General features: G+C 38.5%; 19 protein-coding genes and 2 pseudogenes. 18 read left to right on the top strand and 3 right to left on the bottom strand.

Annotated features, from left to right (window positions below):
• Positions 1–8 precede the first annotated feature (8 nt).
• The 3 genes and pseudogenes from MKP09_RS28230 (at position 9) to MKP09_RS15715 (ending at position 4,076) form a co-directional block, all read left to right on the top strand.
• Positions 9–1,516: pseudogene (locus tag MKP09_RS28230) on the top strand (DUF1501 domain-containing protein).
• Positions 1,517–1,671: 155 nt separating this feature from the next.
• On the top strand, positions 1,672–2,604 hold the full coding sequence (locus tag MKP09_RS15720; protein WP_240830952.1) for a sugar phosphate isomerase/epimerase family protein: 933 nt from the start codon (positions 1,672–1,674) through the stop codon (positions 2,602–2,604).
• Between the two features lie 53 nt (positions 2,605–2,657).
• Positions 2,658–4,076 carry a c-type cytochrome domain-containing protein gene (locus tag MKP09_RS15715; protein ID WP_240830950.1) on the top strand — a complete coding sequence of 473 codons (1,419 nt, stop codon included), beginning with the start codon at positions 2,658–2,660 and terminating at the stop codon, positions 4,074–4,076.
• Between the two features lie 8 nt (positions 4,077–4,084).
• Here MKP09_RS15715 and MKP09_RS15710 read toward each other — a convergent pair whose 3' ends face one another.
• Genes MKP09_RS15710 through MKP09_RS15700 form a run of 3 tightly spaced genes read right to left on the bottom strand, consistent with a single transcriptional unit; the run spans position 4,085 to position 6,926 of the window.
• A complete protein-coding gene (locus tag MKP09_RS15710) occupies positions 4,085–4,486 on the bottom strand; it encodes a response regulator (protein WP_240830949.1) in 402 nt (133 codons plus the stop codon).
• Positions 4,483–5,613, bottom strand: a complete 1,131-nt coding sequence (locus MKP09_RS15705; protein WP_240830948.1) for a sensor histidine kinase — start codon at positions 5,611–5,613, stop codon at positions 4,483–4,485. The genes MKP09_RS15710 and MKP09_RS15705 overlap by 4 nt, the downstream gene beginning before the upstream one ends.
• A 2-nt stretch (positions 5,614–5,615) precedes the next feature.
• Positions 5,616–6,926 (bottom strand): PAS domain S-box protein, encoded by a 1,311-nt coding sequence (locus MKP09_RS15700; protein WP_240830947.1) that lies wholly within the window; start codon positions 6,924–6,926, stop codon positions 5,616–5,618.
• Positions 6,927–7,074: 148 nt separating this feature from the next.
• Here MKP09_RS15700 and prfB point away from each other — a divergent pair.
• From prfB to MKP09_RS15635, 15 genes and pseudogenes are all read left to right on the top strand, one after another.
• Positions 7,075–8,165: pseudogene (gene prfB / locus MKP09_RS15695) on the top strand (peptide chain release factor 2).
• A gap of 111 nt (positions 8,166–8,276) precedes the next feature.
• The gene (locus MKP09_RS26360; protein WP_262915432.1) at positions 8,277–9,020 is read left to right on the top strand and encodes an aldehyde dehydrogenase family protein; all 744 of its coding nucleotides are present in this window, start codon (positions 8,277–8,279) and stop codon (positions 9,018–9,020) included.
• The gene (locus MKP09_RS15690; protein ID WP_262915431.1) at positions 8,906–9,907 is read left to right on the top strand and encodes an aldehyde dehydrogenase family protein; all 1,002 of its coding nucleotides are present in this window, start codon (positions 8,906–8,908) and stop codon (positions 9,905–9,907) included. Before MKP09_RS26360 ends, MKP09_RS15690 begins: the two co-directional genes overlap by 115 nt.
• A gap of 115 nt (positions 9,908–10,022) precedes the next feature.
• A complete protein-coding gene (gene pyrR, locus MKP09_RS15685; protein WP_240830946.1) occupies positions 10,023–10,544 on the top strand; it encodes a bifunctional pyr operon transcriptional regulator/uracil phosphoribosyltransferase PyrR in 522 nt (173 codons plus the stop codon).
• A gap of 273 nt (positions 10,545–10,817) precedes the next feature.
• The gene (locus MKP09_RS15680; RefSeq protein WP_240830944.1) at positions 10,818–11,114 is read left to right on the top strand and encodes a hypothetical protein; all 297 of its coding nucleotides are present in this window, start codon (positions 10,818–10,820) and stop codon (positions 11,112–11,114) included.
• On the top strand, positions 11,066–11,266 hold the full coding sequence (locus tag MKP09_RS15675) for a hypothetical protein (protein WP_262915468.1): 201 nt from the start codon (positions 11,066–11,068) through the stop codon (positions 11,264–11,266). Before MKP09_RS15680 ends, MKP09_RS15675 begins: the two co-directional genes overlap by 49 nt.
• A 40-nt stretch (positions 11,267–11,306) precedes the next feature.
• Positions 11,307–12,698, top strand: coding sequence for a DUF5458 family protein (locus MKP09_RS15670; protein ID WP_240830943.1), 1,392 nt, complete (start codon positions 11,307–11,309; stop codon positions 12,696–12,698).
• A gap of 180 nt (positions 12,699–12,878) precedes the next feature.
• Entirely contained in the window at positions 12,879–13,268 is a 390-nt protein-coding gene (gene tssD / locus MKP09_RS15665; protein ID WP_240830941.1) for a type VI secretion system tube protein TssD, read from the top strand.
• A gap of 242 nt (positions 13,269–13,510) precedes the next feature.
• Complete coding sequence (gene tssD, locus MKP09_RS15660) at positions 13,511–13,900, top strand: type VI secretion system tube protein TssD (RefSeq protein ID WP_240830940.1); 390 nt, start codon at positions 13,511–13,513, stop codon at positions 13,898–13,900.
• Positions 13,901–13,997: 97 nt separating this feature from the next.
• On the top strand, positions 13,998–14,222 hold the full coding sequence (locus tag MKP09_RS15655; RefSeq protein WP_240830938.1) for a hypothetical protein: 225 nt from the start codon (positions 13,998–14,000) through the stop codon (positions 14,220–14,222).
• Positions 14,223–14,263: 41 nt separating this feature from the next.
• Positions 14,264–14,653: a hypothetical protein gene (locus MKP09_RS15650; RefSeq protein WP_240830937.1), complete on the top strand. Its 390-nt coding sequence runs from the start codon at positions 14,264–14,266 to the stop codon at positions 14,651–14,653.
• Positions 14,654–14,656: 3 nt separating this feature from the next.
• Positions 14,657–15,004, top strand: coding sequence for a hypothetical protein (locus MKP09_RS15645; RefSeq protein ID WP_240830936.1), 348 nt, complete (start codon positions 14,657–14,659; stop codon positions 15,002–15,004).
• A 135-nt stretch (positions 15,005–15,139) separates the two neighbouring features.
• The gene (locus MKP09_RS15640) at positions 15,140–15,874 is read left to right on the top strand and encodes a contractile injection system protein, VgrG/Pvc8 family (RefSeq protein WP_240830935.1); all 735 of its coding nucleotides are present in this window, start codon (positions 15,140–15,142) and stop codon (positions 15,872–15,874) included.
• Positions 15,874–16,008 (top strand): hypothetical protein, encoded by a 135-nt coding sequence (locus MKP09_RS26355; RefSeq protein WP_262915430.1) that lies wholly within the window; start codon positions 15,874–15,876, stop codon positions 16,006–16,008. The genes MKP09_RS15640 and MKP09_RS26355 overlap by 1 nt, the downstream gene beginning before the upstream one ends.
• A gap of 28 nt (positions 16,009–16,036) precedes the next feature.
• Positions 16,037–16,975 carry a phage baseplate assembly protein V gene (locus MKP09_RS15635; RefSeq protein WP_240830933.1) on the top strand — a complete coding sequence of 313 codons (939 nt, stop codon included), beginning with the start codon at positions 16,037–16,039 and terminating at the stop codon, positions 16,973–16,975.
• The last annotated feature ends 14 nt before the right edge of the window (positions 16,976–16,989 follow it).

Below are 16,989 nucleotides of genomic sequence, written 5' to 3'. Positions count from 1 at the left end.
CTTTTTTTATGACACAAAAAGAATTACATAATGACCGGTTGAAAGTGGAAGCAGCAAATGCTCAACTTCAGATGCACACGCGCCGGCATTTTCTCAAAGAAAGTGCTTTCGGGTTGGGTGCGTTGGCGCTTGGTTCTTTATTTGACAGTTGTTCAGGTAAAAAAACAAAAGCCTCAAACGACCTTTTTGATCCGGTCAATCCCTTAGCTGCAAAACCTCCAATGTTTCCCGGAAAGGCAAGGGCTGTCATTTACATACACATGGCTGGAGCTCCGTCACAATTAGAGATGTTTAATTATAAACCGGAACTTGCTAAACTGGACGGATTAGATTGCCCACAATCATTATTAGAAGGGAAGACATTTGCCTTTATCCGTGGCGTACCCAAAATGTTAGGTCCGCAGGCAAAGTTTATGCAGCACGGCGAAAGCGGTTTATGGATGTCAGATAATTTGCCACATCTTTCTACCGTAATAGATGATATGGCTTTTATTAATACAGTTACTACCGATCAGTTTAATCATGCACCTGCGCAATTATTGATGAACACCGGGTCTGCGCGTGGCGGAAGACCCAGCATGGGTTCGTGGGTTACTTATGGTTTGGGAACCGAAAATAAAAATTTGCCTGGCTTTGTAGTGCTTACTTCCGGGGAAACAATCCGGATGGTGGTAAAAGCCTTTGGGGCAGCGGGTTTTTGCCTAGTGTTTACCAAGGTGTGCAATGCAGAAGCGAAGGTGATCCGGTTTTATTTATTTCGGATCCAAATGGTATGAGCCGCGATCTTCGTAAAGCTTCTATAGACGCCATTAATAAAGTAAACCAGGAAGAATATAAGCAGTATAACGATCCGGAAATATTGAGCCGTATTTCACAATACGAAATGGCGTATAAGATGCAGATATCGGTGCCGGAAGTGATGAATATTAATGATGAACCGCAATACATTCACGAAATGTATGGTACGAAGCCTGGCGAAGCTTCTTTTGCCAATAATGTTTTGCTTGCCAGAAAGCTTGTAGAAAAAGGGGTTCGTTTTGTACAGCTGTTTGATTGGGGTTGGGATGCGCATGGAACCAATGCTGCCGGTTCGGTAGATATTGGTTTAGTGAATAAATGCCGGGAGGTTGATAAGCCAATAACTGCGTTATTGCTGGATTTAAAACAACGGGGCCTGCTTGAAGAAACATTAGTAGTATGGGGTTCGGAATTTGGCCGTACACCAATGCAGGAAAACCGGGATGGTAAAACAATGGCCTTTAAAGGGCGCGATCATCATGGTGATGCATTTACAGTTTGGATGGCAGGCGGAGGTGTAAAAGGCGGGACTTCGTATGGTGAAACTGATGAAATTGGATATAGTGCCATAAGTGGAAAAACAGAAGCATTTGACATACAGGCAACGATATTGAATCAATTGGGTTTTGATCACGAACAATTTACTTACGATTTTCAGGGAAGGCCGTTTCGCCTTACTGATGTGAGTGGTAAAGTGATACAGGATATTTTGGTATAGGGAGTAGTAAGTAGCGAGTGGGAGCAGTCTGACTGGATTTGCGAAGATTCTGGTTGTGATCGTATATGTACGATGCCATATATTCTTATGTTGAAGGGAGCGTCGCAAGATCGATGATAGTAGCATCATAGCTGGTTCAATAATTAATAATAGAAATGAAACAAAACAGGAGAGAATTTATAGGAATATCGGCAGCAGCCTCTGCTGCTTTATTTTTTTCTAAAATGGAAGCATTTGCTTCAAATATTAAAACGGGAGAAGGAATGAAAGGAACCGAGATTAAGATTATGCAAACTAATTGGGGGTTTGAGGGTGATATGGATGCATTTTGTGCAAAAGCAAAAAAGTCGGGATATGACGGTGTAGAGCTTTGGTGGCCGGGGGATGTAAAAGCACAGGAAGCGATGTTTACAGCGCTTGATAAGTACGATCTTGAAATAGGCTTTTTATGCGGCGGTGGACAAAAAGATCCTGAAGTACATTTAACTGCTTTTAAAAAAATGATTGATGCTGCTGCAAAACAAAAGAGAAAAAAGCCACTCTATATTAATAATCACAGCGGAAAAGATTACTTCAGTTTTGATGAGAATGCAAAATTCATTGAGCATACCACAGCTTTATCAAAAGAAACGGGTATTACGATTTGTCATGAAACGCACAGAAGCCGTATGCTTTACTCAGCACCTGTTGCAAAAGAGTACATTAAAAAGTTTCCCGAACTTAAACTGACACTTGATATTTCGCATTGGTGTTGTGTGCATGAAAGTTTATTAGTCGATCAGGCAGAAACTGTTAACATGGCTTTGGAGAGAACTGAGCATATACATGCGCGCATCGGCCACCCGGAAGGGCCTCAGGTAAATGATCCACGAGCGCCGGAATGGGAAAATGTAGTGAAGGCTCATTTTGCCTGGTGGGATAAAATTGTAGAACGAAAAACAAACAAAGGAGAAACGATCACTTTCTTAACAGAGTTTGGCCCTCCCGATTACATGCCTACAATGCCCTATTCCCGGAAGCCGCTGGCAGAACTTTGGGAAGTAAATGTTTACATGATGCAGTTGTTAAGAAAAAGGTATGAAGGATAATTTTAGCCAAAACTAAACGAGATAGTCACCAGCCAGTGACGACTAATTTGACTATGATATTTTATTTGAGCATTTTCGATTTTGCAGGAAGAATGCACCCGGTTTTGGTTCATTTGCCAATTGGTATATTGATGCTGGTATGCTTATATTTTATTTTTGTGAAAATAGAAAAAAGACAAGAGCAACGACATTTTATAAGTGCAGCTTTGTTTTGGGGCATGCTCAGTGCAGTTGGCGCTTGTGTGTCGGGTTTGGCGCTTGCCAACAGCGGAGATTATGAAGCGTCGGCTGTTGCAAATCATCAATGGATGGGCATTGCAACGGCAGTTGTATCCATCGTTTGTTATTTCATTCATAAACAACAATGGCTTTATACCAAATGGGCTATGCTGTTATTGTTTATTTTTATTACCATTGCCGGACATTTGGGAGGATCGATCACACATGGAGAAGATTACCTGACAGCGCCGTTTACCTCAGATGGTGCACAAGGAGGAAAAACGGTTTTTAAACCCATGCCCAATGTGCAGGAAGCTTTTGTGTATAATGATATCATCAAACCCATTCTTTCTTCCAAATGTTATAGTTGTCATGGAACAAGCAAGCAAAAAGGAAAACTAAGATTGGATGAACCTGACTTTATTTTGAAAGGAGGAAAAGATGGTCCTGCTATTGCCTGGGATCATGCTGATGAAAGTAAATTAATAAAGTTGATACTGTTACCGGAAACTGATGAAGACCACATGCCGCCAAAAGAGAAGCCACAGCTTACAAAAGTAGAAATGGATCTGTTACAATGGTGGGTGAATAGCGGTGCCAGGTTTGATAAAAAAGTAAGTCAGTCCAAACAAACCGATAAAATAAAACCTACGCTTCTTGCCTTACAGAACGGAAGTATGAAGGAAGAAGGCAAGGTGAATATTATTCCGGAAAAAGAAGTAAGCGCCGCAGATGCAAAAGCGATTGTGGCATTGAAAGAAAAAGGAGCAGTTGTTATACCAGTTGCGGCGAATAGTAACTACCTGTTGGTGAATTTCGTAGGCGCAGATAAAGTTGGTTTAGAAGAGTTGAAATTGCTTGAGCCACTGAAGGATCAACTATTGTGGTTGAAAGTGGCCAATGAAAATTTGAGCGACAAGGATATGGAACCAATTGGGAAATTAACAGCGTTGATGCGTCTTCATGTAGAAGGTAACCCCATAACAGATGTGGGTTTACAACATTTCAAAAATCTGTCAAACCTGCAATACATCAACCTTTCAGGTACAAAAATTACACAACAGGGATTGTTAGGGTTGAAAGGATTGAAAAAACTGGAAAAAATTTATCTATACAAAGTTGGTACGGCAACGTTTGATAAACAACTGCTGAAAAAAACGATGCCGAAAACCTTAATAGACACTGGTGGATATATTGTGCCCACATTGGAAGGCGACACAACTATTTATAAAGTTGAAGCGGCTCCTATGTAAATCAATTTTTATGAAGCTTCAGCAATGTCTTTAATAATATCAAGCGTAAGTGGTTTTGTTATATAAGCTTTGATTTGCGAGTAAGAAGCGGTTTTGTTTTTATCCTCCTGGGCTATTGAAGAACTAACAGTATAAACAGTAATATTTTTCGTTTTTTCTTCAGGTAGTTTAATGAATTCTTCCATGAACCCCCAGCCATTCATAATAGGCATTTCTATATCTAAAAGAATAATGTCTGGAATTTCAGCTTCATTCGTATTAATAATATTTTTGAGTAGCTCAATTGCATCTAAACCATTTTCAGCAAAAACTACATTAAATAAATCTCCACTTCTTTCAAATAACTTACGGGCTATTAATTTGAAAACCGGGTCATCATCCACCACCAACACATTCTTTTGATTTATCATTTAAAATAAATTTTAAAAGTAGTTCCTACATTTACTGTACTTTCTACTGTTATTTTCCCGCCAAGAGCTTCTATCTGCCTTTTGGTTATGTATAGTCCAACTCCTTTTGATTCCGGATTATGTGTGAAAGTTTTGAACAACCCAAACAACTTGTGTCCGTTTTTTTCAAGATCAATACCTATGCCATTATCGTTTATGGTAAGAATTTTTGCTGAATTCTCATCACTATAAGTAACGCTTACAATTGGGCAAACGCTGGGCTTAGAATATTTAAGGCTGTTCGAAATCAAATTTAGTAAAATACTTTCTATATACGCTTTATTGTAAAAAATACTTGTGTCTTTCGGTATATTATTTAGAACAACAGCCTCTTTTTGTTTTATTCTATCTCTAAGCACATTGATGGTTTTACCTACCGTGTCTCTCAGAGCTATTTTCTCTCGTGCAACGTCTAGGTCAGCATTAATATTAACCAAATCATTTAGCGCTTCAATAGTGCTGCTTAAGATGCTCACAACTCTATGCAAATGGATGATCAGTTCATTTTTTTCCTCGATCGAGTTGGATGATAAAATAAGATCGCTGAGCGATTGTATATTACTGGTATGAGATCTTAAATTGTGAGATACGATATAGGAAAAGTCCAGAAGCCGTTTGTTTTGATGATCCAGTATCTCCATCGATTTATCTAAATCTTCTTTAGATTTCTTCAGGTCGGTAATATCAACTGTGGTCAATATAACCTGGTCGTAAATCTCTTCATTTCCTGGAATTACCTGCCACGATAAAATGGAATTCCGAAGTTCTCCATTTGCATTGTAAAAAGAACTTTCCGATTTCAGATGATGTCTGCCAGCACAAATAGCAGCAAGCGTTTTCTTGATTACATTTAAATTTGGTTCTTCGGCAATGGTTTTATGAAAGTTTTTGAACAGTTCTTCTTTACTTGTGTAATTGTATTGCCGGAAACATTCATCATTTATTGACTTGATCTTTACCAGATTGATGTACTTATGAAGCAATTTTGGTTGCTTGTTGAAATACTCAATCACCTCTTGTTCGGGCTTGCCTAACAAACCCTGCTTAGACAATTCAACAACCACATCCGAAAAATCTTCTTCCCACAATGCTACCGGTGATTCGTCAAATAAATGTTTGTATTTTTTTCCGACTCTTTAATTTTCCGTTCAGCGGCTAATTTTTCGGTTACATCCTCTGCAATTACTACATATTTATTATTTTCTTCTGATGTGGCGGGTAGTGCAAATAATTTGTAGTTGGTCCATATTTCATCACCATACGGACTAACATGTTTATACACACTCGATATCTGGATATTATCTTCATGTGATACTTTCGGAATTTTATCAAATATATCAGGGAAAACATCTTGCGTTGTGCCTTGCATGGTATTACGGACATTTCGTTCATCAAGGCCAAATATCTTTCTAAACTTACGATTGGTATTCGAAAGGCTTTTAGTAGAAACATCAATGATAGCAAAACCGATTGGAGCGTTTTCGAAAATCGCTTTAAATTCTTTTTCTGTATCAGCAATCTGCTGATCTTTTTGAAGAACGAGGCTTTGCAACATTAAGATTCTTTCTATCCAGCGTTTTATAAAATAACCGATGATTAAAGATGCGATCAGAGAAAAGAGCGAAGGAATTAGGAAGAGCGTATAATCCGTTTGAGCAGAGCAAACATATAATTTCCAATTTATATGCGACATATATTCTTCTACAGTAATGTTATTATGCAAAGATTTGCCACCAACAAAAAAAACTTCTTTGTTGTTCAGGTAACTTATATAAGAGAGGCTGTATTTGTATTTAGAGCCTTTAGAGTTATCAATGCCGCTGGCACGCATAAGTACATCCAGCCGGACAACCGCACTCGAAAACCCCCAAAATTTGCCACTAAGAAAAATGGGTAACCTGGCTGCAATGGTTTCAATTTTTAAAAAATTTCTGATGGGTCCGGCAATTTTTATCTTTTTTGATGTGTACGCTGCCAACGCTGCCGCCGCTTCTTCTCCGCTACCGTCGTAAAGGATGTTACTATTTAGTGCATTTTTATTGCCTTCGGGATAAGTGTACTTGATGATGCCCCCAGGGATAAGAGAAACATTGTTTAGGTGCTTGTTGCTATTTAGAATATCCCGCGCTGCATTATCAAAGTTTAGTACACTGCCGCTGTTATCAATTATCCTGGTGGTTGCGGCTAAACCAGTGTACATGTCATCAAGTACATCGTTAATCTTCTTATTTATCCGCCTCATCTCCGACGAAAGTTCCAGCCTTAATTTGGCCACCTTTATATTGCGCCGTTGTTCAATTATAAATATTGATATAATAAATATTACGGTTGCAGCAAGAATGCTGATGAGCAAGGGTGATTTGCTAATGATGGTTTTGTTGTCAGGTCGGGTGAGTTTCATGTGATCACAATTGGGCTAAAACCAGATTCTATACAATATTAAAATATTCTTTAGCATAAGAAGAATAATCACCGCAACTTTATTTTAAAGTGGCGCAAATATAGCCGCATTATACAAATGTTGTGGTATTCGTTCTATATTTGCAGCCATGACACACGAAAAATTACAGGATATGCGGTCCCGCGTTCTCGGGATAAGGAGGTTTCTTTGACGTCGCTAACCGCGAGCAGAAAATTCAACAAGACAAGCAACTCTCGTTAAGTCCCGGCTTTTGGGATGATAACAAGCGCGCTACTGAAATTCTTAAGACTTTAAAGGTCAATGAATATTGGGTAGAACTTTATCAATCGGCGAAACTGCAGTAGAAGACTTTGCTGTTTTATTTGAGTTTTGGAAAGAGGGAGATGCCACTGAAGAAGAGACCCAGCTTGCCTATGATAAGGCATTGGAAGTTTTAGACGAAGCCGAATTTAAAAGTACACTTAACGAACCCGAAGATGAGCTGCCGGGAGTTCTTCAGATAAATTCTGGAGCAGGCGGAACAGAAAGCCAGGATTGGGCGGAAATGCTTGCACGCATGTATCGTATGTATGGCGAAAAGCAAGGATGGAAAGTGACCGAACTCGACTGGCAATGGGGCGATGGTGCCGGCATTAAAACCGCTACACTTCAGTTTGATGGTGCTTTCGCTTATGGTTTTTTAAAGGCCGAAAGCGGCGTGCACCGGCTGGTGCGCATTTCACCGTTTGACAGTAATGCCAGAAGGCATACATCTTTCGTAAGCGTTTATGCTTATCCTTTAGTAGATGATACTATAAACATAGAAGTCAATCCGGCCGATGTAAAAATGGAGACTTCCCGAAGCGGTGGTGCTGGTGGACAGAATGTAAATAAGGTAGAAACAAAAGTACAGCTCACGCATATTCCTACGGGAATTGTGGTAGTGTGCCAGCAGGATAGAAGCCAGTTGGGTAATAGAGAACTGGCCATGCAAATGCTAAAAAGCCGTTTGTATGAAATGGAACTACAAAAACGCAATGCGTTGAAAGATGCTACTAATGCCAAAAAAAAAAAATAGAGTGGGGCAGCCAGATTCGCAGTTATGTATTTCATCCTTATAAAATGATCAAAGATCATCGTACAGATTATGAAGTTGGTAACGTACAACCTGTAATGGATGGCGAACTCGACGGCTTTATTAAAGCTTATCTGATGGCAGATAAAGAATCGGAAAGTTAGTTTTTGATCCCGGCTTCAATGCTACTATCGTCTTTATTGCGTCGCACCCTTGTACTGCACTGCAAATGGCATCAATACAAATATTAAAATGAACATCTAAAAATATCCAGTATGAACATAGGAACATTTTCATATCCACTACCCGTAAACGAACCGGTATTAAGTTATGCACCTGGTACACGTGAAAGAGAACAGTTGAAGATAACACTCGCAGCGTTAAAAGCTGAAAAGGCTGATGTGCCAATGTATATTGGAGGCGAGGAAGTATATACAAAAACAAAAGTATCTATCCATCCGCCGCATGAGAGAAACTTTGTTTTGGGCCATTTTTCAATGGGCGATAAAAAACATGTACAGCAGGCTATTGATGCGGCCTTGACAGCAAAAGATAAATGGGCTGCTTTAAGCTGGGAAAGCCGTGCTGGTATTTTCTTGAAAGCAGCCGATTTGATTGCAACCAAATACCGTTATCACATGAACGGTACTACAATGTTAGGACAAAGTAAAAATGCTTACCAGGCAGAAATAGATAGTGCATGTGAGCTCATAGATTTTCTTAGATTCAACGTTCATTTTTTAAGTGAGATCTATAAGCAACAACCTATCAGCAGTCCCGGCATGCACAACAGATTAGAATATCGCCCGTTGGAAGGATTTGTACTCGCCGTAACTCCATTTAACTTTACAGCGATTGGCGGCAACCTGCCTACTTCCGCCGCAATGTGTGGTAATGTTGTTGTTTGGAAACCTGCAAATACCCAGGTATATTCAGCACAGATGTTTATGAAGATTTTGAAAGAAGCCGGATTGCCAGATGGTGTGATCAATCTTATTTTGTTGACGGACCGGAGTTAGGCGAAGTTTGTTTCAATCATAAAGATTTTGCCGGCGTACATTTTACAGGTTCAACAGGTGTGTTCAACACCATGTGGGAAACCATTGGAAAAAATATGGGTAAGTATAAAAGTTATCCGCGAATTGTTGGTGAAACAGGTGGCAAAGATTTTGTAATTGCGCATAAAAGCGCTGACCCTGCAGTAGTAGCAACTGCTTTGCTGCGCGGGGCTTTTGAGTTTCAGGGACAAAAATGTTCGGCAGCTTCCAGGGCTTATGTGCCTTCTAATATTGCCAAAGAAGTAAAGAAGAAATTGGTAGAAGGTATCAATTCTTTCAAAATGGGAACGGTAGAAAATTTCAGTAACTTCATCAATGCAGTAATTGATGAAAAGAGTTTTGATAAAATAAAAAATTATATCGACAAAGCCAGGAAAGATAAAGATGCCAGCATATTGGCAGGCGGTGAGTGCAATAAGAAAGAAGGCTATTTTATTCAGCCTACTGTTATTGAAACTACCAACCCGCAATATGTAACCATGTGCGAAGAGATATTTGGGCCTGTATTAACATTGCATGTATATCCTGCTAATGCATTTGAAAAAACTCTTGATGTGGTAAACACAACATCTCCTTATGCGTTAACTGGTGCTATTATTTCTACTGATCGAAGTGCAATAGAATTAGCAACTCGTAAGCTGGAAAATGCAGCCGGTAATTTTTACATTAATGATAAACCGACCGGCGCAGTTGTAGGCCAGCAACCATTTGGCGGAGGCCGCGCATCCGGTACCAATGATAAAGCAGGATTTATTTTGAATCTTTATCGCTGGTTGAGTGCACGCACTATTAAGGAAACGTTCAATCCTCCAACAGATTACAAGTACCCGTTTTTGGCAGAAGATTAAAAAACTGGATGTTCTTTGTTTATAACATTAATAGTATGAAAGCTTTATATTAGTCTTTTAGCAAAATCCAAGCATGAATTAATATTTAAGGGCAGCAGAAAAACAAGACATACAAATGAAATCAATTCTAAATAAAGAACTTATTGATATTACCATCAAACGACTGGCCCAACAGGTTATAGAAAACCATACCGACTTGTCTGATGTAGTAATTATTGGATTGCAACCACGAGGTATTTATTTATCTGACAGGCTTCATCAGGAAGTAAAACAACTGGTAGGAAAAACCATTATCCAATATGGAAAGCTTGACATCACTTTTTACAGAGATGATGTTCGTAACACACTTCATAAGGCTAACGAGACAGATATTCCATTCAGCATAGAAAATAAAACGGTGATCCTGATCGATGATGTATTGTATACCGGACGTACTATACGTGCGGCTTTAGATGCATTGCTTGATTTTGGACGGCCTGCCAAAGTAGAACTTTGTGTGTTGATAGATCGCAGGTTTAGCAGGCAGTTTCCTATTCAGGCAGATTATATTGGTAAGTCGATTGATAGTTTTGAAAACCAAAAAGTATTGGTACGCTGGAAGGAGAATAGTGACAAGGATCAGGTTTATATTGAGTAAGCAAAATTTAAAATATTAATAACATTCGGTCTACGGTCTGAAATTTGAAAGAGTTTAACTATTAAACTCTTTTTTATTTTTAAGTCTATATTGCTTATTATCAAAGCGTTCAATTATAGCACATCACTATAATTAGCTATTTTATGTAATAGACAAACCATTTAATTTTACAAAATACCTTGAAAATTTATAAAAATTAGTAACTTTTCAATCTTTGAGAAGACGTAAATAAAACATACATTCGTTACGATAATCTATTAAAAATTTCAAATTATGCCTCTTGAACCTTATGGAATTGGCGGTACCGAAGTTAAAAACGACGCGTTTGAAGCCTTTGCCGACATACCTCAAAACCGTGTATTGTTAGCTGAAAAACTAACCGATCTCCCACCTGTAAGACCAGAAATTGTTCATGGATTAACTGATGTGAGTGCTGTGTTCAATCATTTCAATCCTTCAGTAGAGATGGAATTTGAAACGGAGGATGGTGCCAGCAAAAAGAAGAACTCAACTTTAAGGGGCTGGAAGATTTTGGCCCCAAAGGTATTACACAACAAAGTCAGTACCTGAGTGAGTTGGATATGAAACGTAACCAGTATCAAAAAATTGTAAAGCAATTAAAAACGAATAAACTTTTGAAACAGGCTTTGTCTGATAAATCAACAAAAGAGAATTTGGTTGCTGCCCTGAAAGTATTGGTACAGGAGCTAGATGGTAAGTAGAAACATTAAATGAACAATTACTAAACCCTTAATAAATCATATGTCAACAGCTCAAAATCAACTTTCTCCGGAAGAACAAAATGTACAGAAAGAGTATAAGCAGCCGGAATCCCTCGAGCTTGGTAGTTTAGATTCCCATTTGCAACCATTGGCTAAACTTGGTGGTTACGATCTTTTGGAATCAGCAATAGACAATGTTCAAAATTTAAACCCTGAAAGAAAAGCACGGAAGAAGATCTTCTTAGAAGAAAGCAGCAAGAAGAAAGAAAGAGACGATCTGAAAAAAATGCTTAGCTGGTGGGTTGATATACTTGAGTCGACAGATGACTTGAGTACCATGGTGGAGAATTGTAACCAGTTGGCTGAAACGGCTGACAGAACGTTAAAGTCAAATGTGAAAAAATCTCTCGAACGCACACAGGAGTTAGAGCGTTCTTATCGTTCAGTTGCATTATTCTTTAAAAATACAGAAAGCCAAAAAATAAAGAATGCATCATTTATGAATGCTGAGCCAGATCAGCTCAAAGATCTTGATAACACTCGTTTCATCGATCATGTACAAGCAGAACTGGTAAATAATTATGACAGGCTTGACCTTCGAAACAATTATGGAATATTAGTATTACCTGGTTATTTAGGCTCCAATAAAGTAGTTGAAAAATGGGCGAAGATCGCTTATGATAACAAGGTGATGCTGGTTACCGATTTTGAAAACCTTGATACGCCTGATGATGTAATGGAATTGTTCGAAGCTGCGAATTTAACTGGTGGAGATCCATACCGCTCCAATGTTGTAATGGCCTGTAACTGGTTAGTAGGGCGTGGCAAAGAAGATGCCGTTGGTGAAGAAGATCATCTTTTTGTACCACCATCTTCATCATTAGGTGGTAAAATTTATTACACCTTAATGTCTCAGGTTACTGCAGGTAAAAAGCATGGTAGCATGAACGAAGTAGATGGTGTAAAATTTGATCTTAAGAAAAGTGAAATTGCCGGATTGGAAAAACTGGGATTAGTACCAATGGCCAAGGAGTATGGCAAGGTTATGGCATTTTCTGCAAAAACTTTGTTTAATGGAGATAACATCGGGTTGCAAACTTATTCGGTAGTGCGTGTGTTTGACTATGTAGCTAAAGTAATGATGGACTTCCTTAACAGGCGCGCCTTTGAAAATTTCAATGCTAATACAAGAAAAGAACTCAATGGACAAATCGTAAAATTTTTAGATAGTATTACCGGCCCTAATAAATTGATTGAAAACTTTACCATTAAAAGATTTGAACAAGATCCGATTCAGAAGGATAGAATTTTCCTTGATATTCATTTGAAACCTTATTTCCCTGCGAAAACATTTCTTATTAAGTTAGATGGACAGAAGGGCGATGATGCAGATGGAATTGAATGGATGTCTAGCTATGAACAAGATAAATAGTTTAATATTTTTTTAATACAGCCCTTGCAATAATTCGAACACCAATACGTTTTTTGAAAGTACTTAATCTATGATGAATTATTATGAAAACCGAAATTGTGTTATTTAGATAAGTATCCATAGCCCTGTTATTTATTTATAGTTTTTATACTTATTTTTTAACATCAAAAATGTACAATTATGTCATTTAAAGCACAACTGGATGTAGCGGGTGCCAAAAGCAACATCCTGGATCTAAGCTATGCCCTTAAACAGGAAACCGACGCCACTGGCCGCCCTTCCTCAATTACCCGCGGTGGTCAAATCACCCTAACCGTTGAATCAACCGGAGACACTAAATTTTTTGAATGGATGTGCAACAACTTTGAAAGAAAGGACGGCACAGTAACATTTACTAAAAGAGATTCAGACGCCACTATGAAGGAACTGAATTTTAAAGAAGGTTATTTGGTTTCTTACCGTGAGAATTTCAACTCTACAGGTGACACTCCTATTACTGAAACATTTACAATTAGCGCCAAGGAAATAACCATGGGCAACGCTTCTCATGTAAATCAGTGGGCAGTTTAGACGTTCAAAATCAACATGATTTATTAAGCATTCAATAATGCAATATATTTAAATCTATAACCCGACCCTTATTAAGAGGGTTGGGTTATTTGTGGTTTATTAAAACATTCACTTTAATAAACGTAAAATAGTCGCATTCAAAAACCTATTTTATGTACCTATTTGAAATGGTCGAAAGATCATGAAAACTAAACATAGAACGAAGTATAGTTAGATTGAGCTGATACCCTAAAAACAACTATATGTCATTTATTTCAAAACTTACATTAGATGGTGAAGACATCAACGTGCTTCATTGTCGCTATCATTTCTCACAAGATACAGATGTTACCAGCAGGCCTTCGTCCATTCCACAAGGAGGTATTATAGATATAACCATAGAAAGCAATGGGAAATCAGATCTTTTTGACTGGATGATCAGCCCTACACAAACCAAGAACGGAGCTATCACGTTCTACAGGCGCGATAATATGAGCCAGCTCAAAACATTAAAATTTACCGACGCTCATTGTATTGATTACACGGAAGAGTACACCCACAATGGCGAATATCCCATGCAGATCACTTTGAGATTGAGCGCGAAAGAAGTGAAATTGAATGATTCAAGTTTCAAGAAAAATTGGCCGGTCTAAAGCGGCTCAGATTGATATTATTGGTTTGGTTATTGTGTAAGGAATAAAAAATATTACTGCATTCGCAATATCAATCGGGTATTGTAAACTTATTTATATGCCGTACAGAACACCCTTTTCACTCGCGCCTGATGAAGTGTGTATAGACTATGAAACAGATATAACAGCAGGCGAGTTGGATGTGAATGATGCCTATGATTTATACCTCATAGCAAAAGGCAAACCTGTGCGAGAGTATAAGTTGATTTGTTTTATGAACCTGCAATTTTTCTTTCAGAACAAAAACGGGAAGTGGACTGATCTGGAAAAAAGAATTTCATAACGCAATGGGAACAAAACGTAAAATCAACCTGGAATAGAAAAGTGATTAAAGTTTTAAGCAGCGGCTTAAATGTGGTTTTAGAACTTCGTTTTAAAACACAGGTAGAAGGATTTTGGTTGCAAGATCATTGGGAGATCTCTGTAATAAAAACCCAAAAATTTGCAAGGAGTTATGTCAATACATTCTCCGGCAACAGTCAGTTAGATGATAAGGACGTTATAGCAACCCCTAAAAATTTCGGTCTTACCCAAAGGGGCGTGGTACATGAGTTCGGGCATATGATCGGACTCAAGGATGAGTATGAAAAACAAAGTGCCTGGTACAAGGATAAAACATCAATAATGAATAATGGTGAAGTTGTTAAGCAAAGACACCTAAGACATTTTTCAAACTGGGTAAGCAGTAAACTTCAAAAACATAAAATAAGTTAGTTTATGAAGTATGTAAAAATCTGTGCCATTGCATTGTTTTTATTTTCCTGTTCGGTAAATCAAAAGAGTATGCTTAATAATTATTGGAATGAACTGGTAAAGGCGGAAAGTGAAAAAGAAGAAACAGAGGTATTAGAAAAACTTGCGGATTACTTACAGGAAAGGCAGGTTTCATTCACGATTTATAAAGATATAAATGGAAAGCTCACGGACCTCGCAAATGTTGCTCCGGCAGATTCTTCCTATCCTGTAACTATTAAATTCCAGGAAGCAGGTAGCTCTGAGGAGATAATAAAAAGTGGCTGGCATCCTAAAAATATAGACAATACCTTTTTTCTATATCGTGAATAATATACACCAGTATATTATCGATTCAGAAAAAGTAAATTATATAAACAAAAATGTAGAATTAAATTGTAACGATCAGTAAGGACTTAATATTTATAACTAAACATATTTAATCCATAAACGACAAAACCTTTATTTATGGCCCAATTAACCAATGCTTCATTTAGCATTAATGGTAACCCCATTCCTGTCTATACTTCTTTCTCTCTTACGCAAAGTATTTTTGATCACCATCATTTCTCACTGGTCTGTCCGGCAGAAGCTATCGATGGCAAAAGCAGTATTTTCAGTTCTTCTAAAGATATGATTGGCGGCACTTTTGGTGCCCGTGTCCAGTCAGAAGGATTTGAAGGCAACCTTTTATTTAAAGGAGTTGTAACAAGTGTTGAAACATCGCGTTTTGCCGGCCATCATGGCAACGTAATTATTAGCGGCTACTCACCAACTATCATGCTGGAAAGTGGGCCTCACTGTCAAAGCTGGGAAAAGAAAGCCATAAAGAATATTGCTAACGATGTTCTAAAATCTTTTCCTCAAAATTTATTAAGCCCTAAAGTTCAGCCCTTATATGGAGAAACACTTGCTTACACAGTACAGTTTAAAGAAACTGCCTGGGAATTTTTACAAAGGCTTACAAGCACTTTTGGAGAATGGTTATTTTGGGATGGACAAAACCTGGTTGTTGGCCAGCCCAAATCAGACAAAGCAGTAAAGCTGACATATGGCAGCCATTTGAGCAGCTTCAACATGTCGCTAAATGCCCGGGTAAAAACTCAAATGATGGGTTGGGATTATATGAATAGCCAGGTGTACACAAGCCAACCTTCAGGGATAGAAGATAAAGCCGGCCTTAATTCTCTTGGAAAAAAGTAATGCAACTCGGTCAAACGGTGTACACAGCACAACCTGTTCTGTGGAATAATCAATTTCTGACCAATAAAAAACAACAGGATGACATAACTAATATGCGCAGCGCTATACAGGGCAGCCGCATGGTTTACGTTTAACGGTAAAAGTGGGCACCCTGGTGTAAATGTGGGCGCAACCGTTGATGTGTCTGGCAGCAATGTTTTTAGCGCACAAACAGAAGGCTACGGAGAATATCTCATTGTAGGCGTTAGTCATTTTGTTGATGCAATGGGCAATTATGACAACAATTTCACAGCAGTTCCAGGCAGTATAAAAGTACCGCCAGTTGAAGCACCCAGAGAACCTAATTGTGAAACCCAAAGCGCTATTGTAACTGATAATAATGACTTCAACGGTTTGGGCCGCATCAGGGTAAAGTTTCACTGGATGAATGGATCTGAAAAGACACCATGGATCAGGGTGACTACGCCACATGCTGGTGGCGGCAAGGGTATGTTCTTTATACCAGAAGTTGGCGAAGAAGTGATCATTGGTTTTGAGGGCGACAGTGCTACCAAGCCTTATGTAATTGGAGCGGTTTATCACGGAAAGGCTAACAATGCTTTTGGCAATGCGGGCAATGATGTAAAAGCTTTGCAAAGCCGTAGTGGTAACAAGGTATTACTTGATGATAATGCAGGAAGTGTATTTGTAGAAGACATGGATGGCAACAGCGTGCTCATGGATGGTGCAGGTAATGTAACAATGAAGAGCAATGAAAGCATTACGCTTACTTGTGGAGAAAGTACATTGAATATGAAGAAAGACGGAACCATAACCGTAAATGGTAAAAATATTTACACAATAGCGAAGGAAGATATTGTGTCGAGCGCTACTAAAAATATGGCAATGGTAGCCGATATTGATTTCTTAGCTTCGGGCAAAACAACGGCAACTGTATCTTCAAAAGCTACAACTGTTGTAGGTTCTAACGAAATGGGACTGTTTTCCAAAAAGCTGGAAGCCGTTGGTTCATCAACTGCGAGCATTAATGGTGGCAAGATAGATATGGGCGCTGGTGGCGATGTAAGTGTGACCGGAGCTATTGTAAAGATCAATTCTTAAATAATCTTCATAAC

Source organism: Paraniabella ginsengisoli (assembly GCF_022513635.1).
Classification (GTDB): Bacteria; Bacteroidota; Bacteroidia; order Chitinophagales; family Chitinophagaceae; genus Niabella; species Niabella ginsengisoli.
Note: the sequence above shows the minus strand (reverse complement) of the source record. Positions and strands in the feature narration are given on the sequence as shown.